Raw genomic sequence first — 25,009 nt, 5'->3', positions numbered from 1 at the left:
AGTTACTGCGCGTCCAGTTGCTTGCCACGGGTTTCCGGCAGGCTCAATGCCGCAAGAATCACCACGCCGTAGGACACTGCCGCAAAGGCACCGATGCCTACACTCAGCGGCACCTTCTGGCTGAGCAGCCCGATCAGCAGCGGGAACAACGCCGCCAGCGCCCGGCCGATGTTGTAGCAAAAACCCTGCCCCGAACCGCGAATCCGCGTAGGGAACAGCTCGGTGAGAAACGCGCCCATGCCGCTGAAAATCCCCGAGGCAAAGAAGCCCAGCGGGAAACCCAGCCACAGCATCACGCCGTTGCTGACCGGCAATTGGGTGTAGAGCAGAACGATGGTGAACGAGCCGACCGCGAACAGGATGAAGTTCTTCTTGCGCCCCAGCAGGTCGGTCAAATAGGCGCTGATCACATAACCGACGTAGGAACCGACGATCACCATCGCCAGATAACCGCCGGTGCCGAGTACGCTCAAGCCGCGTTCGTTCTTCAGAAAAGTCGGCAGCCAGGAGGTGATCGCGTAATAGCCGCCGAGGGCACCAGTAGTCAGCAACGAAGCACGGATCGTGGTGAAGAGCATGCCGGGGGCGAAGATCTCGTAGAACTTCGACGGGCTTTCCGGGGTTTGTCTGGCCTTGGCTTCGCGGTAGATCTCCGGATCTTTCACCAGACGGCGGACGAAAATCACGAACACCGCCGGCACGATGCCGAGGATGAACAATGCGCGCCAGGCATCTTCCGGCGGCAGCACCGAGAACAGCAGCGCATACAGAATCGCTGTCAGGCCCCAGCCCAACGCCCAGCCGGATTGCACCATGCCCACCGCCTTGCCGCGATCCTTGGCCCGAATGACTTCACCGATCAGCACCGCGCCGGCGGTCCATTCGCCGCCGAAACCGAAACCCATCAGGGTGCGGGCGATCAGCAATTGCTCGTAGTTCTGGGCGAAGCCGCAGAGGAAGGTGAAGAAGGCGAACCACAACACCGTCAGTTGCAGGGTGCGCACGCGGCCGATGCGGTCGGAGAGAATCCCCGCTACCCAGCCGCCGATGGCCGAGGCGATCAACGTGCTGGTGTGAATCAACCCGGCCTGACCCGTGGTGATGCCCCACATCGCGATCAGGGTCGGCACCACGAAGCTGAGCATCTGGGTGTCCATGCCGTCCAGACCGTAGCCGATCTTGCAACTCCAGAAGGTGCGACGCTCCTGCTGATTGATGTTGCGATACCAGTCGAACGGTCCGGGACGGGCCGTGGCCTTTGACAAAGGGAGGGTGTCGGGAGCACTCATGGCAAATCTCCGCAATTATTATTGGTCTTGTTCGTAGCCCCGACGACGCCTATCGTGGGGACCGGATGCGTCGATTTTTGGGTGCGTCACCCGGTCGCGTCCAACGAATAAAAACCCGCCCAAGACATAAGAAAAATTTGTTGCCATGAACCTGAAGTTTCTCGAGACCTTTGTCTGGGTCGCCCGGCTGAAGAGTTTTCGCCTGACCGCTGACAAGCTGTTCACCACCCAGGCTTCGATCTCCAGCCGGATCGCGGTGCTCGAGGGCGAGCTTGGGGTGAAGCTGTTTCTGCGCGACTCACGCGGTGTCAGCCTGACCCCCGAAGGCCTGAAAGTGCTGGAATACGCCGAGCAGATGCTCGACACGATGCAGGCGCTGAAGCAGTCGATCGAAACCCGATCGAGCAAGGTCGGCCGGGTGCGCATCGGGGTGATGGACACGGTGATTCACACCTGGCTCAGCCCGCTGGTGGCGCAGATGACCGATCTGTATCCACGGGTGGAAATCGAGCTGGTGGCGGATACGTCGCTGAACCTCTGCGATCAGCTGCAAAAAGGCTTTCTCGATCTGATCCTGCAAACCGATCTGGTACGCCATGAAAGCGTGCGCAGCCTGGAACTGGCCAGTCACCCCATCGGCTGGATCGTCGCCAGCAATTCGATCTACAACCGCAACTACCAAAGCCTCGCCGACCTGGCGCAGGAACGGATCATCACCTACTCGAAAAACTCCCGGCCACATCAGGACATTCTGGCGCTGATGCAGGCTGCGAGTGTGCTGGCGCCACGCTTGAACTGTGTGAATTCGGTGTCGGCGATCACCCGGTTGTTGCGTGACGGTTTTGGTATTGGCGCGCTGCCACCGGTGCTGGTGGCCGAGGAACTGGCGCGGGGCGAACTGACCCTGCTCGACATCGAACAGCGCCCGCCGAACCTGCAGGTCGTGGTGTCGTGGCGGGTCGGTGTGGAATGGGTCGAGGAGATTGTGACGCTGTGTCAGCAAGTGCTGGAGGGGTACGCGCAAAAAATGGGCGAGAACTACGTCGTCCTCGCCCCTTGATCAGTTACAGCCCGCGCACATCCCGGTCTTCGATCGGCCGGCTCTGGCGCAGGCGCTTGCCGCCCAGCACCACCCAGTCGATCAGACGGAACAGGCATTCGAGACCGAACGACAGCAACAACGCGCCACTCATGCCCCAGATCATCGCTTCCGGCGTCAGCAGAATCTGATAGCTGTAGCCGTTCCAGGTCTCCTTGCGGATGTCCGGATCAGCGGCCAGCGCCACTTGCAGCACACGGATGTACCACGGGCCCTGCATGGCCTGGAACTGCTTATCCAGCGCGGTCTGACGCGCGAGCAAAGTGCTCACGCTGTCGGCATCGCTGCGAAACACAGGGTCTTCACTGGCGCGATAATGAGCGACCAGCGCCTGAATATCACCTTTGAAAAACTGCTCGGCAGTGCCCTGGAAGCCGCGCAGACCGGTCTGCGCCTCGATCAGATGCGCTTCGACCCGTTTGGCGTAATCGTTGATGAATCCCGGCACCTGGACACCGATCAACAGGCCCGCCGCAAACAACACCAGCCGTAGATAACTGAGCAACATCGGGGAGAGATCCTTTATTCGGTCGTGCCCTGGCTTACGCATTCGCCGCGTCGCCACAGGCTCCATTGGCCCGGTTCGTAGCGGGTCCAGGTTTCATTTTCGGTCAAGGGTTCGGTGGCAATCACCGTAACCACGTCGTTGGGCGTGGTTTCGGCCTGGAAGTCGACGATCACATCGACGTCCTTGAGCCGCGCCGGGCCGAACGGTGCGCGACGGGTGATCTGCGCAAGTTTGGTCGAGCAATAGCAGAACAGCCAGTCGCCGTCGCTGAGCAGGCAGTTGAACACGCCTTTGCTGCGGTATTCGGCGCAAGCGGCGACCAGATCCGGCAGCAGCACTTCTATATCGACCGGTTCCGGAAACGCTGCACGTACACGGTTGAGCAAATCGCAGAACGCCGCTTCGCTGTCGGTATCGCCGACCGGGCGGTAGAAACTCTTGATCGGGGTGAAGTCGGCGAGCTGGCCATTGTGTGCGAAGCACCAGTTGCGCCCCCACAGTTCGCGGACGAACGGGTGGGTGTTGGACAGGCAGACCTTGCCGACGTTGGCCTGGCGAATATGACCGATGACCACTTCGCTCTTGATCGGATAACGCTGCACCAGATTGGCGACTTCCGACTCGCAGCTGGCCGCCGGGTCCTGGAACAGCCGCAACCCGCGACCTTCATAGAACGCGATGCCCCAGCCGTCGCGGTGCGGGCCGGTGCGACCGCCGCGCTGCATCAGCCCGGTGAAGCTGAACACGATGTCGGTCGGCACGTTGGCGCTCATGCCCAATAGTTCACACATGTGCGGACTCTCGTGATTACAGACGCGGCTCGACGCGCATGCGCTGCGGATTGTTCGGCAGCGGTGGACGGCCATAACGATCATCGCCGGCGGCGCCGAACGGTTGATCGCCGTCGCGTTCGTCGTCGGCACGGGCGGCAGCGCGGGCGGCCTCGGCCTGTTCCTTGCGAGCCTTCGAAGCGCGTTCGATCGGGAAGCGGATCAGCACGAAAATCAGGTACAGGCCGAACGCGATCATGGCGTACATGAGCAGTTCGGAAATCGCACGAAAGGCGTTGTTGCCCACCTTGAACGCCAGATCCAGCGCCGTGATGGCAATGGACGGGGCGAATTTTTCCTTCACCGGGTCGATGATGGTCGGGCTGAACAGCAGCACCGCCATCAGCACACGCAGCGGTTCGCGCAGCCAGCGCCACATCCAGCGGGTCATGCGCATCCACACCAACAGGCAGCCCACGGCGGCAAAGGCGTAGAGGCCCCAGGCGATCAGATAGTCGTTCTCGGTCATGGTGTCCATGGCAAGGCAGGCAAAGAGGCGCTTATAGTAACGACTTTTCGCACATCAGGCTTCCCCGCCGTCCGTGCGGTCCTCATTTGTCATGTTCGAGAGCCCTCCATGCCCGTATCCGCCAACGTCACCAGCGCCCCGATTGCCCGCAAGGATGCCGGTCACGACCCGTATGCCTGGCTGCAGGAACGCGACACCGACGCGGTGCTCGACTACCTCAAGGCCGAAAACGACTACCAGCAGGCGCAGACCGCCGATCAGACCGGACTGCGCGAAACCCTGTTCGAAGAGATCAAGGGCCGGATTCTCGAAACCGACCTGTCCCTGCCGTCGCCATGGGGCCCGTATCTGTATTACACGCGCACCACGGCCGGTGACGAATACCCCCGCCACTACCGCTGCCCGCGTCCGGCCGACGACAGCCTGACCCTCGACGAAAGCCGCGAACAGTTGCTGCTTGACCCGAACGCCTTGGCCAATGGCGGCTTTTTCTCCCTCGGCGCGTTCAGCATCAGCCCGGATCACCAGCGTCTGGCCTACAGCGTCGATGCCTCGGGCGACGAGATTTACACGCTGTTCGTGAAGGAACTGTCCAGCGAGCGTGTCAGCGAACTGGAATTCCAGGACTGCGACGGCAGCATGACCTGGGCCAACGACAGCCTGACGCTGTTCTTCGGCGAGCTCGACGACACCCATCGTCCGCACAAACTGTTCCGCTACCGCCTCGACGGCACTGCCGCCGAAGAGGTGTTCCATGAGCCGGACGGGCGTTTCTTCCTGCATTGCTACCGCGCCAGCTCCGAGCAGCAATTGCTGCTGTCCCTGGGCAGCAAGACCACCAGCGAAGTCTGGGCGCTGGACGCCAATCAGCCGCACCTGCCCTTCGCTTGCCTGGCGCCTCGGGTCGAGGATCACGAATACGACGTCGACCACGGCAAACTCGACGGCGAATGGACCTGGTTCATCCGCACCAACCGCGACGGCATCAACTTCGCCCTGTATCAGGCGCCGGACACCGGCATCGCGCCGAGCGAAGCCGACTGGCAGAACCTGATTCCCCACAGCGATTCGGTGATGCTCGATGGCGTGACCCTCAACGCCGAAGCCCTGACCCTGAGCCTGCGTGAAGGCGGTTTGCCGATCATCGAAGTTCGCCCACACGGTCTGGCGCCTTATCGCGTGCAATTGCCGGACGCGGCCTACAGCCTCTATGTGCAAAACAGCCTGGAATTCGAAAGCGACCGTATCCGCCTGCGCTACGAGGCGTTGAATCGTCCGGCTCAGGTTCGGCAACTGATCCTCGCCAACGGCGCGCAGGAGGTGCTCAAGGAAACCCCGGTACTCGGTCCGTTCGACGCCGACGCCTACGTCAGCCAACGCCTGTGGGCCAGCGCACCGGACGGCACGCTGGTACCGATCAGCCTGGTGATGAAGCGGGAAATGGTCGGCAAACCGGTGCCGCTGTACCTGTACGGTTACGGCGCCTACGGTTCGAGCCTCGACCCTTGGTTCTCCCATGCACGCCTGAGTCTGCTGGATCGTGGCATGGCGTTCGCCATCGCCCACGTGCGCGGCGGCGGTGAACTGGGCGAAGCCTGGTATCGCGCCGGCAAGCAGGAACACAAGCACAACACCTTCAGCGACTTCATTGCCTGCGCCGAGTTCCTGATCCTCAACGGCATCACCACCGCGCCGCAACTGGCAATCAGCGGCGGCAGCGCCGGTGGCTTGCTGATCGGCGCGGTGCTTAACCAGCGCCCGGATCTGTTCGGCGTGGCGATTGCCGAAGTGCCGTTCGTCGATGTGCTCAACACCATGCTCGATCCGGATCTGCCACTGACCGTCACCGAATACGACGAGTGGGGCAATCCTGAAGAGCCGGAGGTGTACGAGCGGATCAAGGCCTACGCACCGTACGAAAACGTTACCGCGCAGGCTTATCCCGCCACCCTGGTGATCGCCGGCTACAACGACAGCCGCGTGCAGTACTGGGAAGCGGCCAAGTGGGTGGCGAAATTGCGCGCGACCAAGACCGACGACAATCCGTTGCTGCTCAAGACTGAACTGGGCGCCGGCCACGGCGGCATGAGCGGGCGTTATCAGGGATTACGTGACGTAGCCCTCGAATATGCATTTGTTTTCAAGGTTCTGGGTATCGCCTGAGGAACTCCGCCGGTCAGTCAGGTCTTAATTCCCGACGCCGGGCGCCGATAATCAACTCGGCGCCCGCTCGCGAGCCTGCAAACCGACACAACAAAAAGACCGCACGACATGTCAGAACCAACCCTGCTGAACAACGAAATCCGCGACTGGCTGATGGACTGCGGCCTGTTCGATCAATTGCAACTGGCGGATTTCGCCGCCGCATCGGGCTACTTCAGCATCAGCACCGTGGCTGAAGGCGAAGCGATCTTTCGCGAAGGCGATGCCGGCAGTTTCATGTGCATCATCCACACCGGCCAGGTGGCCGTGCAGAAAACCGGCAGCGACGGCCAGGTCGTGACCATGGCCACCCTGCGCAGCGGCCGCGCGTTCGGCGAAATGGCGGTGCTGGATGGCGAACGCCGCTCAGCGACCTGCGTGGCAGCGAGCAACTGTCAGTTGCTCAACCTCGGCAAGGATTCACTGGAAAAAATGCTCAACGACGCGCCGAAAATCGCCGCCAAGATCATCCGCGCCCTCGCCGTATCCCTGTCCAAACGCCTGCGCATGGCCGACGGCCAACTGGCGGCGCAACAGATCTAGCCGCCGGGGGATTTGCTCTTGCCGTCGTTCTGTTCGAGGCCCGGCAATGGCTGATCCTTGGACGGCGGGCTGGGCATCTCGATCGGCACCAGCGGTGGCCCGCCACTGCCGGAACCAGTCTTGGGAATCGGTACCGGGCTGATCTGCGGATACGGGGTTGGCGTCGCGGTGCCGGGCGAACCCGGTTGCGGCGTCGGGCTGACGGGAATCGTCTGTTGGGCCTGCACTGCAGTTATCGAGAGCGCGGCCAGGGTAATGACCGTTAGAATGGTGCGCTTCATCAAGGGCTCCGTTGGCCTGAAGTCTGCGTTCAGGCTACTCCCAACGCGCCTGCTTGCCTCCCCCTCTTTAGAGATTTCCATGAAACGTTTCGTTCTGCTCGACACCACGCCGATCCCTGACAACGGCGGAGCCCTGTGCCTGTTCGAGTATGGCGAGGACTTTGTCATCAAGATCCAGGGCGGCGACGGCGGGCAATTGATGAACACCCGCATGCACGGTTCCGAAGACGCACTGGCCGAGATCCCGTGCCGCAAGGTTGCCGGCCGACCGAACTCGCGCGTGCTGATCGGCGGCCTGGGCATGGGCTTCACCCTCGCCTCCGCGCTCAAGCATCTGGGCAAAAGTGCCGAAGTGGTGGTCGCCGAACTGGTGCCCGGCGTCGTTGAATGGAACCGCGGCCCGCTCGGTGAAAAGTCCGGGCGCCCGCTGCTCGACCCACGCACGGTGATCCGTCAGGAAGACGTGGCCAAGGTGCTGCAAAGCGAGCCGAACGGTTTCGACGCGATCATGCTCGACGTCGACAACGGCCCCGAAGGCCTGACCCAGAAGGCCAACAGCTGGCTGTATTCCGCCGCCGGCCTGGCCGCGTGCGCCAAGGCGATGCGGCCCAGAGGCGTGCTGGCGGTGTGGTCGGCCAGCGCCGACCGGCAGTTTTCCGACAAATTGAAGAAGGCCGGTTTCAAGGCCGAGGAAGTGCAGGTCTTCGCCCACGGCAACAAGGGCACCCGCCACACGATCTGGATTGCCGAGAAGCTCAAGGGCTGAGCTAAACTTGCGTCATAACCGTCATTAGTCTTTCTACAAAGGTGAACCCATGAGTTCGTCCACCCCGACCAACACTTCGAAGCTGGATCGCATCCTCGCCGACAACCAGCGCGACAAGGAAATGGGCTACCGTGACAAGGCCCTGAAGATGTACCCGCATGTGTGCGGCCGCTGCGCCCGTGAGTTTTCCGGCAAGCGCCTGAGCGAGCTGACCGTGCATCACCGCGACCACAACCACGACAACAACCCGCAGGACGGTTCCAACTGGGAACTGCTGTGCCTGTACTGCCACGACAACGAACACTCGCGCTACACCGACCAGCAGTACTTCGGCGAAGGCTCGCTGAGCACGCCGAAAATCGCCAAGGCCACGCACAACCCGTTTGCGGCGCTGGCCGGGTTGATGAAGAAAGAAGACTGAGTCCACCACTCTGATCGTTCCCACGTCGAGGCGTCGAACCGTCCGCGTGGGAACGCCTCTTCGGACGCTCCGCGTTCGGCTTTGAAGGGGACGCGGAGCGTCCCGGGCCGCATTCCCACGCGGAGCGTGGGAATGATCTGTCCTGAATCTGCCCGCCCTCCCCCAATCCCCGTATAATCGCCCTCTTTTTCCCGAAGGCACCCCGCTCGTGGCAGACAAACGGTACAGCTGCATTGGTTTGTATAACCCCAAATCACCGGAAAACGTCGGTTCGGTGATGCGCGCCGCAGGCTGTTACGGCGTGTCGACCGTGTTCTACACCGGCAAGCGCTATGAACGCGCCGCCGATTTCGTCACCGACACCAAGCGCGTGCACTACGACATCCCGCTGATCGGCATCGACGACCTGAAAAAGATCCTGCCGCTCAATTGCGTACCGGTCGCCGTGGAACTGGTCGACGGCGCCCGCCCGCTGCCGGAATACACTCACCCGGATCGCGCCCTGTACATCTTCGGCCCCGAAGACGGCTCGCTGGATCAAGAGATCCGCGACTGGTGCGAAGACGTCGTGTACATCCCGACCACCGGTTGCATGAACCTCGCCGCCACAGTCAACGTCGTGCTTTACGACCGCATGGCCAAAGGCTTGAACACCCGTTCCGGGCCGAAATTCCGCTGAACCGCCGCACATCCGATGGAACGAGCTGACCGCCCACGCAGTCAGCTTGTTTATCCATTACTCAATGCCTGGAGAAAGATCATGACCGAGCTCAAACGCGTCGAGCGTATCGAATCCACCCCATTCCAGACCCGTTCCGAGCAGAACGTCGAAGGCTGGGAGCGCATCGGCTCGCTGGCCGGCGGCGTGATCATGGTTGGCAAGGGGCTGCGCCGTGGCGGCGTGTTCGGTCTGATTCAGGTGGCGATTGGCGGCGTGGCCATGGCCCGTGGCATCACCGGGCACAGTTCGGTGAAAAGCCTGCTGGAGAAAAGCCGTCAGGACATGAACAACGTGCGCACGAAGATCGAGCGGGCCGGTGAAGAACTGAGCAAGCTGAAAGCCAATGCCGAAGCGGCGACCAAAACCGCTACCGTGACCGGCAATGATTCGGTGAAGTCGCCGAAGGCCGGGGTCTGATCGCTACTGAAGCAAACCGCTATCAAGCACCTTGGACGACTCGCCGATGACACTCTCGGCGAGTTGCACAAACGCCTTGGTATCCACCGTCCCCAGATGCATCGCCCCGCGCAGCACATCATCCAGCGACCGTTTGTTGCGGGTCTTCAGACGGATTTCGCGATCCAGTTCCTGTAACAGCAGAACCGCTTTGGAGACCTGCGCCGAGCTGATCTGCTCACCACGCAGTGTGCTGACCTTCTGGCTGTCCTTGGCCAGTTTTACCTGCAATGCCTGATAACGCTCGTCGCTCATACCGCCAGCACGACGCACCAGTTCGACGGCGTAATACTCGGCGAAACCTTCTTTTATCCAGTCACTGCGCTGCTCGTCGTTGATCCGTCCGAACACCTGCGCCAGCTCGCGGACCAAGGGGCTGCTGCCGCTTTCGCTGACCAGCGGCAACCGCGTGTTGAGGTAGATCGACTCCCGCGCCGCCAAGCTGCCGCGCCACATCGGGTCGTTGGCACCGACGATCAGCAGTTTGGTCGGATGGCGGGGAAACACCGCTTGCACCTGCGGCCAGACAAACGTCAGCAATGTCAGCACGTCCATCCGGCGCATGCCCTGCCCCTGCGGCGAAGCCACCGTCACTTCGGTTTCCCCCAGCCGCGTGCGGCGGCTGCCGAGGTGCCCGGCGAGCATCCAGCCAGTGGGCCGGTCGAACAGACGGGACGGATTGTCGATGCGGAATTTGTTCTTGCCGATGCGCGGCCAGGCAGTTTCGACGCTTTTCCAGCCGTCGGGCAGATCGAAGTGCAGGCGCGAGACCAGTTCGATGCCGTCCTGCTGATCGAGCCTGGCTGGCGGCACCAGTTCATCGCCGCGCATCAACACCCAGGTCGGGGTCATGCGCGTGTCGAAGCTGCCGTTCTTGCGGCCGTGGCTGATGCGTACGCGGTAGGTCAGGCTGGCCTTGTCCGCCGTCGGGCGCCATATGCCGCGCGCCTGCTGGCCCGGCGTCAATTGCCATTGGCCGTCGGCCTTGAAGTCGCTGTAGTGGCTGCCGTCGCCGAGGTCGAAATCCAGACTGCGCACGGCCTCGCCTTTGGCAAGGGTCAGGCGCACTTCCGCCTGATCGCTTTGCGGCAACAGACGCACGTGGTAATCCAGATCGACCTTCTTCGCCGCCCACACCGGCGCGCTCAGCATCAGCAGTCCGACGATCAGCGTCCGGCGCAATCCCACAGCCATACACACTCCTTGTTGAAACTTGAATCCTCGGCGGGGCTTACTCCTCAGAACTTAACTCCTCAGAACTTAGCCCCTCAGAACTTAGCCGGCCCGGAAAATCAGGTGATCTTCCCAATCGTCTTCCGGCACGCTGCCTTCGGCGAGCATGCGCCCGGACTGGGAAATCCGTTCGTGGTGCACGGCGTCGCGATCACCGCAGACCAGGTGGTGCCACAACGGAAGATCCTTGCCCTCGCTGACCAGCCGATAACCGCAGGTCGGCGGCAGCCATTTGAACTCTTCGGCCTGGCCCGGGGTGAGCTGGATGCAGTCCGGGACAAACTTGATGCGGTTCGGGTAATCGCTGCACTGGCAGGTTTTCAGGTCCAGCAGTTTGCAGGCGATGCGCGTGTAGTAGACGCTGTTGTCTTCTTCATCCTCGAGCTTCTGCAGGCAGCACAGGCCACATCCGTCGCACAGCGATTCCCATTCCTCGTGATCCAGTTGATCGAGGGTTTTGCGTATCCAGAACGGTTCGACTTTGGCGGCCATGGCTCAAGCATCTACATCAGGTGGTGAAAAGGCCGCCAGTCTAGTGCCCAAGGCCCCGTGGGCCAAGCACTGGCGACTGCCGGTTGTGCGGGGCTTGTCAGTTTTTGCGCGGCCAAGTAGCTTTGCCAGTCTCAAGAAGCCCTGGCTGGGTGCCATTAACGCTCGACCGCGTTGCATTCCGGTGAACTGCACGGCTTCAGATACAGCCCCCATCGTTCAGCCCAACTGATCCCGCCGGGTTTTGCTTCAAACCTATCCTCAAACGTAGCAAGGAATCTCTCGATGAGTGCCAACCCTCGCGTTGCCGAATACGCCATTCACCCGCAGTTCACCGATCGCTGGTCGCCCCGCGCCTTCACCGGCGAAGCGATTTCCGAGGAAACCCTGCTGAGCTTCTTCGAAGCCGCGCGCTGGGCGCCATCGGCGTACAACTCGCAGCCGTGGCGTTTTCTCTACGCCCGTCGCGACACGCCGAACTGGGAGCGTTACCTGGGCCTGCTCAACGAATTCAACCGCAGTTGGGCGCAGCACGCGTCGGCGCTGGTGATCGTGATTTCGAAAACCACCTTTACCGCACCGGGCGCCACCGAAGAAACGCCGGCACTGTGGCACACCTTCGACACCGGTTCCGCGTGGGGCCACCTGGCGCTGCAAGCGAGCCTGAGCGGCTGGCACACCCACGGCATGGCCGGCTTCGATCAGGAGCTGACCCGCAAGGAGCTGAACATTCCGGAAGGTTATGCGCTGCACGCCGCTGTTGCGGTAGGCAAACTGGGTGACAAGGCAACCCTGGCGGATTACCTGCAAGCGCGGGAAACACCGAGCCCGCGTCGTCCGCTGAGCGAGCTGGCGGCTGAAGGGGATTTCACCCTCTAAAGCTTCACCACGTGATCGTTCCCACGCTCTGCGTGGGAACGATCTCTCACGATCTTCGTAGTCAGTAACCGCGTGCGAAATCCACTTCCCCACGCAACGTTTCGCCCGCCTGATATGCCCGCAAGTTATCCAGAAACAACTGCACCATCATCGGCGGCGATGTCGGTGCCGAGCTGTGCCCGGTCAACAGCAGGCCCCACGCGGTCCAGAACGGATGACGTTGCGGCAACGGCTCCTGGCGGCAGACGTCAATCACCGCGCCGGCCAGATGGCCTTCCTTCAACGCTTCGACCAGATCCGCATCGACGACGGCCACACCGCGCCCGGCGTTGATGAACAACCCGGTCGGCTTGAATTGCTTGAACAGCGCCGCGTCGTAGATGTCGTGGGTGTGCTCGGTGTTGGGCAGCAGATTGACCACGTAATCCACCTCGCCCACCAGCCGTGGCAGGTCCGCCATCGAACCGACTTCGACAAACGGCGCCTGCTCCCGGGCGCTGCTGGCGATGCCGTACAACTCGACGCCGAACGGCAGCAGAAACTGCGCCACGCTCTGGCCGATGTCACCGGTGCCGACGATCAGCACCTTGCGCCCGACCAGACTCTGGCCGGTGCGACTGTCCCACTTGCGCTCGACCTGGCTGACCAGCCGGGCCAGCACTTCGCGCTCGTGACCGAGCATGTAGGTCAGCACGTACTCGGCCATCACCTGACCGAAAATGCCGACCGCCCGGGTCAAGCGGTAATCCCGGCGCAGGCCGTCGGCCAAGAGCGGCGTGATGCCGGCCCAGGTCGATTGCAGCCATTGTGGCTGATGGCCCTGACGCAGCAGAGTCGCCAACAGATCCGGCTGACCGAGCCACACCGGGCAATCGACTGCCTGGCGAGCCAGCTCGGCAGAGTCGCCGCTGGTCAGCACTTCAAGCTCCGGGGCCGCCTGACGCAGCAGTCGGGCATATATCGCGTGGTCGTGTTCAGCAATCAGAACGCGCATGTTCAAACCTTTCGCAAACCGTGCAGACGGCCGCCCACTTCGTGGCGGTCGTCGCCGTAAAAACAGTTCCAGGGATTACAGGAGGCCCAGGACAGGGCCTCGCAGGTCAGACCGGGTCGTTGCGTCGCAGCAACTCTTCGGGCAAGTGTTCGATGTACTCGTCCTCGGCCGGCGGCATTTGCAGGTGGTAACCCTGCTTGTCGAGGTTTTCCAGCACGACGACGATGTCTTCACTGGCCAGCTTGCGCTCGGGAGTCAGCACCAGATCGAAGGAGTGCCTGGCCTTGCCGAACGCCAGCATCAAGGCTTCCGGCACACGCTCCAGCGCATCGCTCTTGAGCACGTAAAGGTACATGCCGCTGCGTTTCGAACTTTGGTAAATCGAGCAAATACGTTTCAAGGCTGTTCTCCGGCGGTGGCCAGGCTGTCGAGCAGCATCTGGCCCATCAATTCGCGGCGCCAGCCACGCAGCGAATCAGGCAATTGGTAAGGCCCCTCGGGGAAGCCGCTTTTGACCAGCGCTTCGAGGGTTTTCTTGCGCAGCATCAGTTCCGGCGCGATGCTCAGGCGTTCAGCTTCGGCCTGACCGAGCGCCCGCAGCTGTTTGATCAGCGCAGCGGCTTCGATCGGCAGCGGCTCCGGCACGGCTGGCGGCCACTGATCTGGCCCCACACTGCCAGAGCGTTTGATCAGATCAAGCAGAAACTCGCCGTCCTGACGCACGGTACGCGGGTGCATGTCTTCGATCTTGCCCAGCGCGCTGAGGTTGTCCGGTTGCGTGCGCGCCAGTGGCCACAACGAATGCTCACGGACGATGCGGTTGCGCGGCAGATTGCGGGCACGGGCCTCGCGCTCACGCCAGGCGCACAGCTCGCGCAAAACGGCGAGTTGGGCGCGGGACAGTTTCCACGCCAGCTTCGCCTCGCGATACACCTCGTACGGATCGGTCTCACGGCGCAGGTTGGCGACCAGTTCGGCGCCGTCCTCCAGCACCCAGGCGTATTTGTCGTCGGACAGCTTCGGACGCAGTTGTACGAAAACCTCCGCCAGATGCACGGCATCTTCAGCGGCATAGCTGATTTGCGTGTCGGACAACGGACGCTGCAACCAGTCGGAACGGGTTTCGCCCTTCGGCAGTTCGATGCCGAGCACTTCCTGCACCAGACGCGAGTAACCCATCGAGAACCCGAGGTTCAGGTAGGCGGCGGCCAGTTGCGTGTCGAACAGTGGCGCCGGCAGGCTGCCGGTCAGGCGCAGCAGGACTTCGAGGTCTTCGCTGCACGCGTGCAGGACTTTGAGCACCGCCGGGTTTTCCAGCAACGCCGCCAGCGGTTGCCAGGCGTCAATGGTCAGCGGGTCGATCAGATAGGCGCGTTTGCCGTCGCCGACCTGCAACAGGCCGGCAATCGGGTAGAAGGTGTCGACCCGCATGAATTCGGTGTCGAGGGCAACGAAAGGCAGCTGCTGCCACTCGGCGCAAAACTGCGCGAGGCTATCGTTGTCGCGAATCCAGTGAATATCGATGGCCACACGGCTCTCCCTTCAAGAATGGCGCGCAGTATATATCGCCACCGGCGCTTTCTGCGCCTCCGCAGGGCAAGTGCTTTGATGAAATCTCCTGCTGGATAGCAAGAATAGTCTTACAGAAAGATTCCGCAGGCTCAGTCCTTGGCCAGAACCCCGTCGATGACCGCACCGCGGCAACCGGCAAACATGTCCAGATCGTGCTGATAGACCTGGCTCTGCACTTCCAGCAAACCGAGCATCGAATGGAACAGGTTGTCCTGACTCAACGGTTTGTTGCGGCTCAATTGCAGGCAATGGGTGTCGACCGAGTAGGACTTCTGATAGCTGTCGGAAAACCAGGCCAGCATCGCCACATGTTTCTGTTGTTCCGGCGCCAGCATGTAAGGCGTGCCGTGCAGGAACAGGTTGTACTCGCCCAACGACTCGCCGTGGTCGGAGAGATACAGCATGGCGGTATCGACTTTTTCCTGATTGCTGCGCAAGACATCGATCAGGCTCGACAGCACATGGTCGGTGTACACCAGCGTGTTGTCGTAACCGTTGACGATGCTGTCGCGGCTGCAATTGTTCAGTGCGTTGCTTTCACACACCGGGGTGAAGTGTTCGTATTCCTTCGGATAACGCTTGAAGTATTCCGGGCCGTGGCTGCCCATCTGGTGCAGGACCAGCACGGTGTCCTTGTCCAGGTGATCGATGAAGCTCTGCAGGCCTTGCAGAAGGATTTCGTCGCGGCATTCGCTGTTGGCGCACAACGCCGGATCTTTCAGGTTGCTCACGTCCTGCTGGGTGACGCGATCGCAGGTGCCTTTGCAGCCTGACTGGTTGTCGCGCCAGATCACATCGATGCCAGCGCGCTTGAGCACGTCCAGCAGCCCTTCTTGATTCTTCGCCTTGCTGGCGTCGTAATCCTTGCGGCCCATGTTGGAGAACATGCACGGCACCGACACGGCCGTTTCAGTGCCGCAGGAATGCACGTCGGTGAAGGCGATCAAACCGGCTTCCTTGTCCAGTTTCGGCGTCGTATCACGTCCGTAACCGAGGATGCCGAAGTTCTCTGCCCGGGCACTTTCGCCCACCACCAGCACGGTCAGCGACTTGTGCGGACGGTTTTGCAATACAGGGTTGCGCTGGGCGTCTTCACCGATCTTGATGAACGGTTGCTGGGCGGAAACCACCTGTTCACGCAGATAGCCGGCCGACGCGCCGATGTAATTGCTCGGCACCAGCATCAGGCGCAATTCATGGTGGTTACGAAACAGCGAGGACAGGCCCTGATAGTTGGCTAGTGCCACACCGCCAATGACGGCGACCGATGCTGCACACACCACAACTTTGCTTAATAACTCTCGGTGCCAGCGACGATAGTTGACGGGCAACTTCCACAATAACCAGGACGGCAAGACACCCAGGAACACGATATAAGCGAACAACTTCAACGACAGTAGATCGCGAACTTCCGTGGCATTGGTTTCAGCGAAGTTTCGAAACATGCCGGCGTCTATCATCACGCCATATTGGCTCATGAAATAAGCCACGCCGGCACTGATCAGAAACAGTACCGTCAACACCGGTTTCAATACCGGGCGAAAGCTCAGAAACGTCAGCACGATGTTGTACGCCGCGAAGATCATCACCCCGAACGCAATGCGCATGGCGATGCCCTTGCCGTCGGCCGCGGTGATCTCGAAAAGGTGTTCCCAGAGTACGAAATTGAATCCGGCCAAAAGAAAGGCGCTGGCAAACAACGTCACCCATTCCGGGCGCACGGCTTTTAACTTGAACATGATGAAGAGGCGATTTCCTGAAAAGAAGCGCCTTCGCCAATTGTGAAAATTTCATTGACTAAGGCGACAAAAACTCTACGCAGAAAACCATCAATATTTTGTGAAAAAGAAGCCAACGATTAGTTAGCTCATGAAATAACCATGAAACTTGAAAATGCGTCAGGCCTGATTCAGTAAAAAATCGCTGCTGGCTTGCGCTGAGGGCTCGGGAGACGTATCGACTTTTTAAATACCCCTCGGGATTTTCTGATTTGCCGCTCCTCGCACCACACCGGCCTAATCGACAGCCTCTGATTCAAAGGTCTGAAGATGGAAAACGTTCGCGCCACTGCCCGCCCCGCCGTCTGGCTGATGCTCGGTATCGTCCTTGTCGCCCTTAACCTGCGCCCGTCGATGGCCGCCGTCGGGCCTTTGCTGTCGGCGATTCGCGGCGACATACCGTTGAGCTTCAGCCTCGCCTCGCTGCTGACCATGCTGCCGGTGATGGCGATGGGGCTGGCGATGTTTTTCGGGATCGGCATCAGCCAGCGTCTGGGCGAACGGCGCACGGTGGTGCTGTCGTTGCTGATCATCGGCCTGGCAACCCTGTCGCGGCTGTTTCTCGACTCGGCGGCACAACTGATCGTCAGCGCCGTGCTTGCCGGGATCGGCATCGCGCTGATTCAGGCGTTGATGCCAGCCCTGATCAAATCGCGTTTTGCCGACAACGTGTCGCTGTGCATGGGGCTGTATGTCACCTCGATCATGGGCGGTGCCGCGCTGGCCGCCTCCTTTGCGCCACGGGTGTTGCTCGACACCGGCAGTTGGCGGGCAGGTCTGGCGATCTGGGCGGTACTGGCGTTGCTCGCGCTGCTGTTCTGGTTGTTGCGAAGCAACGACACAGCGCCTGTCACAGCCACCAAGGCAAAGAAAGAAACCTTCTTCACCCATTCCCGCGCCTGGCTGCTCGCAATCTTCTTCGGTCTGGGGACGGCGTCCTACACCTGCGTATTGGCGTGGCTCGCGCCGTACTACGTGGAAAACGGCTGGAGTGAACAGAACGCCGGTCTGCTGTTGGGTTTTCTGACGGCCATGGAGGTGATTTCCGGCCTGGTGGTTCCCGCTATCGCCAACCGCAGCCGTGACCGACGCCGGGTGCTGGGCGCCCTGCTGGTGCTGATCATTGGCGGTTTTTGCGGCTTGATCCTCAGCCCGCAACACTTGAGCCTGCTGTGGCCGTGCCTCTTGGGTCTGGGGATTGGCGGGTTGTTCCCGATGAGCCTGATCGTCTCCCTCGACCACCTCGACAATCCACAGCGAGCCGGCGGTCTGACCGCCTTCGTGCAAGGCATCGGCTATCTGATTGCGGGCCTTTCACCGCTGCTGGCAGGGATGATCCGCGATCGACTGGGCAGCTTCGAATGGGCCTGGTGGTCACTGACAGCCATCATGGTGCTCATGCTGTTGATCGTGTGGCGCTTTGACCCTCGGCATTACGCCCGGCACTTTCGCTGATCGGGCGTTGTGCACGGGGCTCACCCCTCTAGCTAAAGGCTTCTGGCCATCTTTGCCAGGTTTGATTCGACACGTCGTATTCCTAAAACTTTCTGTCCCACAACTGTCCGTGAAAAATCCTACAGGGCTTTCTCCTGGGACCATCGTTCCGTTACGATCATGCGCACACGTTTGCGCGGATTCAGCGCAAGGAGCACAGCGAGACAGAACGGATGCTGAACAGTAACTTGCTTAGAAAGCTCGACATGCAGGATCTCATGGTGTTTGTCGCCGTGTATGAGCAAAGCAGCGTCACCGATGTGTCGGAGGCGCTGTTTGTCAGTCAGTCCACCGTCAGTTACTGCCTGAAAAAACTGCGCACCAGTTTCGAAGACGAATTGTTCGTCAACACCCGCACCGGCATGCGCCCGACCTACAAGGCCAGCAGCATGTATGGCCATGTGCAGAAGATCCTCGAAAGCATCAACCTGTGCCACGCCGGCGCCCCGACCTTCGACCCGATGGCGCAACCGGTGACGTTCAACATCTGCGCACCGGAATACTTCGAACAACTGATCCTGCCGCGGCTGTTGAAGCGTTTCGACTTCGACGATCTGCCGGTGATGGTCAACATGCACAAGTTCGAAACCGACGTGCCGGCTGAAGAACTGCGCGATGGCAGCCTCGACCTGGTGGTCTGTTTCGGCCCCAACTTCCATCGCAGCCATACCGATCTTAAATCCCGGATGTTGCTGGAAGATGACCTGGTCTGCGTCTTCGACAAACGCGCCACGCCGCTGGAGCCACGCCTCAGCCTGCAAGCCTTCACCGAACGCCGGCATGTGTTCCCGACGCCCTGGACGTCCACCACCAACATGGTCGATGGCTGGCTCGCGCGTCAGGCGCAGAAGCGCCAGATCGTCGCCCGTTCCAACAGCTACAGCGCCGCGTTGAAGATGATCACCGGCACCGATTTCATCCTTACCCTGCCCCGGCGGATCCAGCGTTTGCTGACCAACGACGCGGTGTTCAATCACTGCGAGGCGCCGAACGGCCTGCCGGGTTTCACCCTCGACATGCAGTGGAGCCACAGCGTCGATCAGGACAGCGCCAATCTGTGGCTGCGCGAGCAGGTCATCAAGACCTGCGCGGAGCTGGAGGCGGCCTGAGTCTTACACGCCGATGGCGACTTTGCTGTAGGACTCGCGATCGATGTCGAGCAGTTCCACACTCAACTGCACTTCGACACCGGCCGGCCATTCGCACAGGTCCTGCAGCACCGCCAACAGGTTTTGCGAGAGTTGTTTCTTGATCTCCGGGGAACGACCGCTGAGCAGCGCCAGCCTCACCGCTACAAAGGCACGCTCGCTCATGGCGGTACCGACCTTGAAGGATTCCACCTTGACCGCGCGGCTCTTGATATCGAACTCCGCCGCGAACTGACCGGAACCCACCAGGGTGTTGTTGAGCCGGATCAACGCCACGTCGGCGTTCAGTTGCGGCAGGTTGGCGGTGTATTCCATGTGCAGGTGTGGCATCGGGAGACTCCAGTCAGTCGGCAGAAAGGTCGTACATATAACACAGCCCCGCCCTACTCTCCTGCGGCTTTTTCCGACGCGGGAACCGGTAGCGCCCGACGCAGCGCCAGGGTTTCCCAGATCGCCACCAGCACCACGGCGGCTGTGGTCAACGCACCGAGCGCCAGCGCCGAAAACCAGTGATTCAGTGCCAGCGGCAACAGCAGCGTTAGCGCTATCAGCCCGACCACATGCGATAACGGTGGAAACGGTCGGTCAGCCATGACCCACTTGAACAATGCATTGCCGAGCAGGAACAACCACGGCCCGGCAACGATCACGACGATGCCGGCGTCGCTGGCATGATCCGGATGCACCAGCACCAGTTCATCGGCCACCGCGCTGACGATGACCCCGGCGACGATCAGCACATGCAGGTAGGTGTAGGCGATTCGCGCCTGTCGCCCGGGGTCGGCGGAATGGGCGATACGGTGGTGCGCGCGCTCCGCACCACTGTCGAAGTACACCCACCACATGGCGATGCTGCCCAGTACCGCCACCAGAAACGCCAGCAGTCCATCGCGGCCCGGGGTCAGCTCGGCGAAGGTCGCGCCAGTCACCAGCAACGATTCACCCAAGGCAATGATCACGAACAGCGCGCAACGCTCGGCCATGTGATTGCCTTCGACGTTCCAGTCACTCAAAGACGATCGGCCCAGTCCCGGCACCCAGAAATACAGCGACGGCGAAATCAGTTCGATCAGCAGCGCCAGCGCCCAGCAGAACAGCCGCTGTTCGCCTTCGACAAACGCTCCGCCGATCCAGAACACCCCGGACAACGTCAGCCACGCGAGGATGCGCTGAAAGTTGCGGGTCATGTTCAATGACTCCCCGCGAACCGCCCAGATCGCGAACGACGTGCGCCCGACCTGCATGAACACGAACGCGGCCGCGAACATCAGACCGCGCTCGGTGAACGCCTTGGGGATCGAAGACGAAAGCAGCAAACCGGCGATCATCAGGCCGAACAGCCCGAGGCGCACCGGCAGCTTTTCCGGGTCGAGCCAGTTGGTGATCCAGGACGTGAAGATCCACACCCACCACACGGCGACCATCAGCAGCGCCACGTGTACCGCGCCCTCGATCGACAGGTGCGCGAGCAGCGTGTGCGATAGCTGAGTCACGGCAAACACGAACACCAGGTCGAAAAACAGCTCGACCATGCCGACCTTGCCACTGTCGAGACTGCCGCGCCCACGCAGCAAACCACGGGAAATGCTCATGGGTGGAGGCTCCGCCGAATTCAGGTGTACTCAGCAAAGCAGCCGGACAACGGGTCGGCAAGTCAGAACGGCGCGTGCGGTCGCTCGCTCATGAATTGCTCCAGCCGCGAACGCAGCCAACGCTCGGCCGGGTCACTGTCGACATGGCTGAGCCAGACCATCGACAGGTCGAGGGTCGGGGTCTTGAACGGGAACGGTTCCTTGAACAGCAGGCCCGAGGCAGCCATGGCTTCGGCGGCGTAGTCCGGCAGGCTGGCGATCAGGTCGGTGCCGGCCAGCAGCGCCGGCAACGAACTGTACTGCGGCACCGACAGCACCACCTGACGGGTGCGACCGATGTCCGCCAGCCACTCATCGGCATAACCACTGACATTGGCGGTGTGAGAAACCAACACATGGGGGCGTGCGCAATATTCATCGAGGGTCAGCGGCGTGTCGGACTTGTCGGCGCGCAGGATGCTCGGCTGGATATGCCGCAGCAGTTTGCGCTTGGCATTGGCGGGCAGGCCACGGGTCTGACTGATGCCGACGGTGATATCGCCAGCCGCCAGCAGATCGGGAATCCGCCAGTAATCGACGTGCTGTACCACGAACACCACGTTCGGTGCTTCCTGGCGCAAGGCGCGCAACAGCGGCGGCAGCAGACCGAATTCGACATCATCCGACAGACCGATGCGAAAGGTCATGGTACTGACGGCGGGATCGAAATCACGGGTCAGGCTCAACGCCACCGACAACGAGTCCAGCGCGGGTTTGAGATGGCGATAGATGTCTTCGGCGCGGGCCGTCGGTTCCATGCGGTGGCCGACTCGGATAAACAATGGATCGTTGAGCATGGTGCGCAGGCGATTGAGCGCCGAACTGATGGTCGGCTGGCCGAGAAACAGCTTCTCGGCGGCCCGGGTCACGTTGCGCTCGAGCATCAAGGTTTCGAACACCACCATCAGGTTGATGTCGGCCTTGCGAAGTTCATTGCGATTCATCCCTTGCCCCCCGGTCCCCAGATTGTGGGCAGTGTAGAAAGGCTGCCGGGGCAGCGTCCATCAAAACGGTGCGTCATTGCACCGTCAACGTCTTCAGGCCCATGCCCATGACCCGCGAATCATCGTTGATCCCCAATTGCTGAGGGCTGATGGCATCCGGCAGCTGCAATTCGATATCGAGTCTGTCATCGCGCACGAGGCTCTGACTGAGCGAAGCACTGATTGGAATTTCCAGGCGATTACCCTGGAACTGCGTCAAGCTCGTGCTCAGCACCTGCTCGCCGTTGAGGCTCACGATCACTCGCTGGGAAGGATGCTGTGGCAGTATGAACGCCAATGTGTCGAGTACGATCGAACGCGCCTGCGGCAACACCCGCATTTCGATTTTCGCCTGCCGCCCCTCCGTCCACGTCCCCCAGCTTTCCGCCGCCGACCAGCCGTTGGCCAATTGTCGACTCCGGTAGTTGAACGTCAGCGTTTGCCCAGGCCCAGAGAGGGGAATCACGGACATCCGCCGCCCCTCATCCCGCATCGACAGACACTGCGCGCAGCGCTTCCACCCCGGCGCAAGGACCACCAATCCATCCACCCGGGTCAACAGATCGGTTTCACTGTTGATGCTTTTTGCGGCGTCCGCCAGGACATCGTCGCTCAGGATGTACAACGAATCCGCGTCGTATTGCCCCGAGTCGAGCATGCGTCGGGCTTTCTGCTGTGCCAGCGCCAGTGCTGAAGAACTCACTCGCGCAAGATAGACAGTGTCGGTCTTCATGCCGTGAGCCGCTGCAAATCCGGCAATCATTTGCCAGCGATCGTTCTGATTCTGCGGCATCAGGCCGCGTACATTCGCGTATCGTCCGCCAGCGCTTGTCCAGAACGGATCGCGCAGCGGGCTGTTCCAGGCCGCCGATGGCGCAACCATTTTCCCCTGTCTCAGGCCAAGCCAGCCGGCTCGAGTGTCGGCGACCTGAACCACCAGCGCTGTAGCGAGCAAAAAAATCACAACGCGCGGGCGATAACCGCGCACCACCATAAAAATCATGGCCAGGATGAGGGCATACAGCACCGGCCAGAACATCCGCCCCGAGGCGCGGAAGACATTGGCCAGGCCGATGATCATCTTCGGCAGCGGATAGCCGACGGTCGTTGCACCGATTCCGATCTGATTCGACAGCGCAAAAAGCCATAGCCCGAACAAGGCCATCAACAGCCATGGTCGAGCGCGCAACTCGTCCTTCAAGGGTTGCCTGTTTCCAATCCAGGCAATCAGCGCCAGCGGCACCAGCAAGAGAACGCCCAGCCCCATGTAGTTGAAGCCTTCATAGTCGCCCTCACCCTTGGGCAGACTGGGCAAGATCCGGGACCAGCCTGCCGGATCGACTGGAGACAGCAAATTCATCCGGTACAAACCGAAACCGCCGGACGCCGCGCCGTCGGAAATGCTGAAATAACCCGCCTGCCAGCAGCACACACTCACCAGCGCAAACAGCAATCCACCTTCAATCAGCGCCTGACGCCGGGTCAATTGTCGGCTGAATGCCTTGCCCAGCAAGTCCGCCAGCCAGATCAGGGCCACCATCGCCAGCAAGTACGCGTGCACCCATGACGTCACCGCCAGCAACGAGCCCCAGGCCCAATGGCGTCGACGCAGGTCTGGCACCAGCGCCAGATACAACGCTGCCAGAATCAGGAAATGCCCCGCCAGAGAAAGGTGCCCGCCCATGCGCAGAAACATCGGCGGCGAGAACACCAGCAGCCCGGCTCCCAACAGACGAATCACAGGATTGCCGGTGATCAGCCCGAGCAGTTTCCAGCCAAACCAGGCTTGCAGGACACAACACGCCAGTAGCCACAACCCGAAATACTGGAAGGTATCCGGCAACCACGCACTGAAGGGTTTGAACAACAGCGCCAACAGTGGATTGGAGTCGGAAAAGATGATCGAACTGCTCAACTCCATGCCATAGAACGGGTTGAGCCCGACTGGAAATGTCCAGGGCGAATGTCGGAAGAATTCCCAACCCAGGTAATGCGTCGCCGGATCACCTTGTTCCAGCCAGGCAATGTTTTGCGGATTCAGCGCTTGCGGCCCGATCGCCAGAAAAAACACCAGCGCCCCCAACAGCAGCGGCAGTAAAAATAGTGCCGGGTGCTCTCGCGAATCCTTCATCGATATGTCCAGAAATTGTGTAGTACGAAAGTGAATGCCGGAATGGTCAACGAGACGGCCACAATTCCCAGCAGATAGTGCAGACCGGCCATCTGGGCAGCCCAGGCCACGAACATCGCCAACACGAATCCTCCCGCCGAGACCATCAGGAAGCGCAGCAGGGTCCGGCCGTGCAACCTTGCGGAAAAACTCCAGGTGGTATTGATCACGTAGGACACCACCGTCGCCACGACGAATGCCACGCCATTGGCCAGCGGAGGTTGAGGGCTCACGAAGTTGATGAACAACACCGCCACCAGCGCATGCAGGGCCGTGACAAACAACCCCGTCACGGCAAAGCGCAAACCACGCTGGATCAGTTCGGACCGTTGCGTCGCCATCACGGTTTGCGCGCCAGCACGAAAACACTCAGGCCGGCCAGGCGGTTCATGCCCATCAAAGGCAGCTCAAGGCGACACAGGGTTTTCAGCAGCGAATTGACCAGCGGGTGGTGTTTTTTCAGCTGCGAACGTGGCGCCGAACCGCGTGAACCGCCGGGTATCAGGCGCGACGCAACGGCAATCGGAAACACCGCTCCGAAGTAATAGGCGCCCCGCTCGACCGTCAATCCGGCCTTTTGGGCCAGGGTTTCGAACTGCCCGAGGGTGTAGCGACGTTTGTGTTCGAGGAAATCATCGTGCCCGCTCCACATGAACTGGAACGCCGGCACAGTCATCAGGAACCGACTGCCGGACGGCACTTTGTCGACGTAGGACTTGAGCAGGCCGAGGTCGTCGTCGACGTGTTCCAGTACATCCATCAGCAACACCAGATCGGCGTCCACGGTATCGATCGAGCGGCGGTAATGCACCGGTTTGCCGGCGGTGGTGACGCTGGAGTCGGCCGGGTAACTGATGTCCACGCACCATGCTTCGCGCGCCGCCGTATGGGTCAATAAATGATGGGAAAAGAACCCTGAACCGGCACCGACATCGAGAATTCGCTTGATCGGTGCTTCCCCCAGCAACCGACGGGTCGCCGCTGCTTTGGAACAGTAATACCAATGCTCGCCGATGCTGTCGCCGAGGATGTCGGTTTCCTTGAGATCCATGC

27 protein-coding genes are annotated in these 25,009 nt (G+C 61.1%); 10 read left to right on the top strand and 17 right to left on the bottom strand.

The window, feature by feature from the left end; genetic code table 11:
• Positions 1-2 precede the first annotated feature (2 nt).
• Positions 3-1,289, bottom strand: coding sequence for an MFS transporter (locus AC1RR7_RS24460; protein ID WP_096819377.1), 1,287 nt, complete (start codon positions 1,287-1,289; stop codon positions 3-5).
• Between the two features lie 145 nt (positions 1,290-1,434).
• Here AC1RR7_RS24460 and AC1RR7_RS24455 point away from each other — a divergent pair, with 145 nt between their 5' ends.
• Positions 1,435-2,349 (top strand): LysR family transcriptional regulator, encoded by a 915-nt coding sequence (locus AC1RR7_RS24455; protein WP_493158614.1) that lies wholly within the window; start codon positions 1,435-1,437, stop codon positions 2,347-2,349.
• A 4-nt stretch (positions 2,350-2,353) separates the two neighbouring features.
• On the opposite strand, the gene AC1RR7_RS24450 is transcribed toward AC1RR7_RS24455, so the two are convergent.
• Genes AC1RR7_RS24450 through AC1RR7_RS24440 form a run of 3 tightly spaced genes read right to left on the bottom strand, consistent with a single transcriptional unit; the run spans position 2,354 to position 4,204 of the window.
• The gene (locus AC1RR7_RS24450) at positions 2,354-2,896 is read right to left on the bottom strand and encodes a DUF2937 family protein (protein ID WP_493158612.1); all 543 of its coding nucleotides are present in this window, start codon (positions 2,894-2,896) and stop codon (positions 2,354-2,356) included.
• Positions 2,897-2,910: 14 nt separating this feature from the next.
• Positions 2,911-3,687 (bottom strand): class II glutamine amidotransferase, encoded by a 777-nt coding sequence (locus AC1RR7_RS24445; RefSeq protein ID WP_003222625.1) that lies wholly within the window; start codon positions 3,685-3,687, stop codon positions 2,911-2,913.
• 16 nt (positions 3,688-3,703) lie between these two features.
• Positions 3,704-4,204: an MFS transporter gene (locus AC1RR7_RS24440; RefSeq protein WP_096819380.1), complete on the bottom strand. Its 501-nt coding sequence runs from the start codon at positions 4,202-4,204 to the stop codon at positions 3,704-3,706.
• Positions 4,205-4,303: 99 nt separating this feature from the next.
• Between AC1RR7_RS24440 and AC1RR7_RS24435 the strand changes: the two genes are divergently transcribed.
• Both AC1RR7_RS24435 and AC1RR7_RS24430 read left to right on the top strand, forming a co-directional pair.
• Positions 4,304-6,358: a S9 family peptidase gene (locus AC1RR7_RS24435; RefSeq protein WP_493158610.1), complete on the top strand. Its 2,055-nt coding sequence runs from the start codon at positions 4,304-4,306 to the stop codon at positions 6,356-6,358.
• Between the two features lie 108 nt (positions 6,359-6,466).
• Complete coding sequence (locus AC1RR7_RS24430; protein WP_096819382.1) at positions 6,467-6,940, top strand: cyclic nucleotide-binding domain-containing protein; 474 nt, start codon at positions 6,467-6,469, stop codon at positions 6,938-6,940.
• Here the strand turns inward: AC1RR7_RS24430 and AC1RR7_RS24425 are convergent.
• On the bottom strand, positions 6,937-7,221 hold the full coding sequence (locus AC1RR7_RS24425) for a hypothetical protein (RefSeq protein ID WP_096819383.1): 285 nt from the start codon (positions 7,219-7,221) through the stop codon (positions 6,937-6,939). The genes AC1RR7_RS24430 and AC1RR7_RS24425 overlap by 4 nt on opposite strands.
• A 79-nt stretch (positions 7,222-7,300) precedes the next feature.
• Here AC1RR7_RS24425 and AC1RR7_RS24420 point away from each other — a divergent pair, with 79 nt between their 5' ends.
• The 4 genes from AC1RR7_RS24420 (at position 7,301) to AC1RR7_RS24405 (ending at position 9,546) form a co-directional block, all read left to right on the top strand.
• A complete protein-coding gene (locus AC1RR7_RS24420) occupies positions 7,301-7,987 on the top strand; it encodes a spermine/spermidine synthase domain-containing protein (protein WP_493158609.1) in 687 nt (228 codons plus the stop codon).
• 49 nt (positions 7,988-8,036) lie between these two features.
• The gene (locus tag AC1RR7_RS24415) at positions 8,037-8,408 is read left to right on the top strand and encodes a YajD family HNH nuclease (protein WP_007944009.1); all 372 of its coding nucleotides are present in this window, start codon (positions 8,037-8,039) and stop codon (positions 8,406-8,408) included.
• A gap of 208 nt (positions 8,409-8,616) precedes the next feature.
• Positions 8,617-9,087 (top strand): RNA methyltransferase, encoded by a 471-nt coding sequence (locus tag AC1RR7_RS24410; protein ID WP_007958066.1) that lies wholly within the window; start codon positions 8,617-8,619, stop codon positions 9,085-9,087.
• A gap of 81 nt (positions 9,088-9,168) precedes the next feature.
• A complete protein-coding gene (locus AC1RR7_RS24405; protein ID WP_096819384.1) occupies positions 9,169-9,546 on the top strand; it encodes a YgaP family membrane protein in 378 nt (125 codons plus the stop codon).
• Positions 9,547-9,549: 3 nt separating this feature from the next.
• Here the strand turns inward: AC1RR7_RS24405 and AC1RR7_RS24400 are convergent, their stop codons facing one another.
• Together AC1RR7_RS24400 and AC1RR7_RS24395 are read right to left on the bottom strand one after the other, a co-directional pair.
• Complete coding sequence (locus tag AC1RR7_RS24400; protein WP_493158607.1) at positions 9,550-10,779, bottom strand: hypothetical protein; 1,230 nt, start codon at positions 10,777-10,779, stop codon at positions 9,550-9,552.
• 81 nt (positions 10,780-10,860) lie between these two features.
• Positions 10,861-11,310 carry a YcgN family cysteine cluster protein gene (locus AC1RR7_RS24395; RefSeq protein ID WP_025110643.1) on the bottom strand — a complete coding sequence of 150 codons (450 nt, stop codon included), beginning with the start codon at positions 11,308-11,310 and terminating at the stop codon, positions 10,861-10,863.
• A gap of 282 nt (positions 11,311-11,592) precedes the next feature.
• Here AC1RR7_RS24395 and AC1RR7_RS24390 point away from each other — a divergent pair, with 282 nt between their 5' ends.
• Complete coding sequence (locus AC1RR7_RS24390) at positions 11,593-12,186, top strand: nitroreductase family protein (RefSeq protein ID WP_085605592.1); 594 nt, start codon at positions 11,593-11,595, stop codon at positions 12,184-12,186.
• A 61-nt stretch (positions 12,187-12,247) separates the two neighbouring features.
• On the opposite strand, the gene AC1RR7_RS24385 is transcribed toward AC1RR7_RS24390, so the two are convergent.
• The 4 genes from AC1RR7_RS24385 to AC1RR7_RS24370 form a co-directional block, all read right to left on the bottom strand.
• Positions 12,248-13,180 carry a D-2-hydroxyacid dehydrogenase gene (locus tag AC1RR7_RS24385; RefSeq protein WP_096819386.1) on the bottom strand — a complete coding sequence of 311 codons (933 nt, stop codon included), beginning with the start codon at positions 13,178-13,180 and terminating at the stop codon, positions 12,248-12,250.
• A 106-nt stretch (positions 13,181-13,286) separates the two neighbouring features.
• Entirely contained in the window at positions 13,287-13,580 is a 294-nt protein-coding gene (locus AC1RR7_RS24380; RefSeq protein ID WP_096819387.1) for a YcgL domain-containing protein, read from the bottom strand.
• Positions 13,577-14,710, bottom strand: a complete 1,134-nt coding sequence (rnd, locus tag AC1RR7_RS24375) for a ribonuclease D (protein ID WP_096819388.1) — start codon at positions 14,708-14,710, stop codon at positions 13,577-13,579. The genes AC1RR7_RS24380 and rnd overlap by 4 nt, the downstream gene beginning before the upstream one ends.
• A 131-nt stretch (positions 14,711-14,841) precedes the next feature.
• Positions 14,842-16,491, bottom strand: a complete 1,650-nt coding sequence (locus AC1RR7_RS24370; RefSeq protein WP_493158605.1) for a phosphoethanolamine transferase — start codon at positions 16,489-16,491, stop codon at positions 14,842-14,844.
• Between the two features lie 309 nt (positions 16,492-16,800).
• Here AC1RR7_RS24370 and AC1RR7_RS24365 point away from each other — a divergent pair, with 309 nt between their 5' ends.
• A complete protein-coding gene (locus AC1RR7_RS24365; RefSeq protein ID WP_493158604.1) occupies positions 16,801-17,985 on the top strand; it encodes a cyanate transporter in 1,185 nt (394 codons plus the stop codon).
• A gap of 212 nt (positions 17,986-18,197) precedes the next feature.
• Positions 18,198-19,133, top strand: a complete 936-nt coding sequence (locus tag AC1RR7_RS24360) for a LysR family transcriptional regulator (protein WP_096819391.1) — start codon at positions 18,198-18,200, stop codon at positions 19,131-19,133.
• Between the two features lie 3 nt (positions 19,134-19,136).
• Here AC1RR7_RS24360 and AC1RR7_RS24355 read toward each other — a convergent pair whose 3' ends face one another.
• From AC1RR7_RS24355 to AC1RR7_RS24330, 6 genes are all read right to left on the bottom strand, one after another.
• Positions 19,137-19,502, bottom strand: coding sequence for a 5-carboxymethyl-2-hydroxymuconate Delta-isomerase (locus tag AC1RR7_RS24355; RefSeq protein WP_096819392.1), 366 nt, complete (start codon positions 19,500-19,502; stop codon positions 19,137-19,139).
• A 53-nt stretch (positions 19,503-19,555) separates the two neighbouring features.
• The gene (locus tag AC1RR7_RS24350; RefSeq protein ID WP_493158603.1) at positions 19,556-20,764 is read right to left on the bottom strand and encodes a low temperature requirement protein A; all 1,209 of its coding nucleotides are present in this window, start codon (positions 20,762-20,764) and stop codon (positions 19,556-19,558) included.
• A gap of 62 nt (positions 20,765-20,826) precedes the next feature.
• Positions 20,827-21,747: a LysR family transcriptional regulator gene (locus AC1RR7_RS24345; protein ID WP_096819394.1), complete on the bottom strand. Its 921-nt coding sequence runs from the start codon at positions 21,745-21,747 to the stop codon at positions 20,827-20,829.
• A gap of 73 nt (positions 21,748-21,820) precedes the next feature.
• The gene (locus AC1RR7_RS24340) at positions 21,821-23,917 is read right to left on the bottom strand and encodes a DUF6311 domain-containing protein (RefSeq protein WP_493158601.1); all 2,097 of its coding nucleotides are present in this window, start codon (positions 23,915-23,917) and stop codon (positions 21,821-21,823) included.
• On the bottom strand, positions 23,914-24,297 hold the full coding sequence (locus tag AC1RR7_RS24335) for a GtrA family protein (protein ID WP_219737340.1): 384 nt from the start codon (positions 24,295-24,297) through the stop codon (positions 23,914-23,916). Before AC1RR7_RS24335 ends, AC1RR7_RS24340 begins: the two co-directional genes overlap by 4 nt.
• Positions 24,297-25,007, bottom strand: a complete 711-nt coding sequence (locus AC1RR7_RS24330) for a class I SAM-dependent methyltransferase (RefSeq protein WP_493158599.1) — start codon at positions 25,005-25,007, stop codon at positions 24,297-24,299. The genes AC1RR7_RS24335 and AC1RR7_RS24330 overlap by 1 nt, the downstream gene beginning before the upstream one ends.
• Between the last annotated feature and the right edge of the window lie 2 nt (positions 25,008-25,009).

This window comes from Pseudomonas sp. GW821-FHT11G12 (assembly GCF_058808055.1).
Note: the sequence above shows the minus strand (reverse complement) of the source record. Positions and strands in the feature narration are given on the sequence as shown.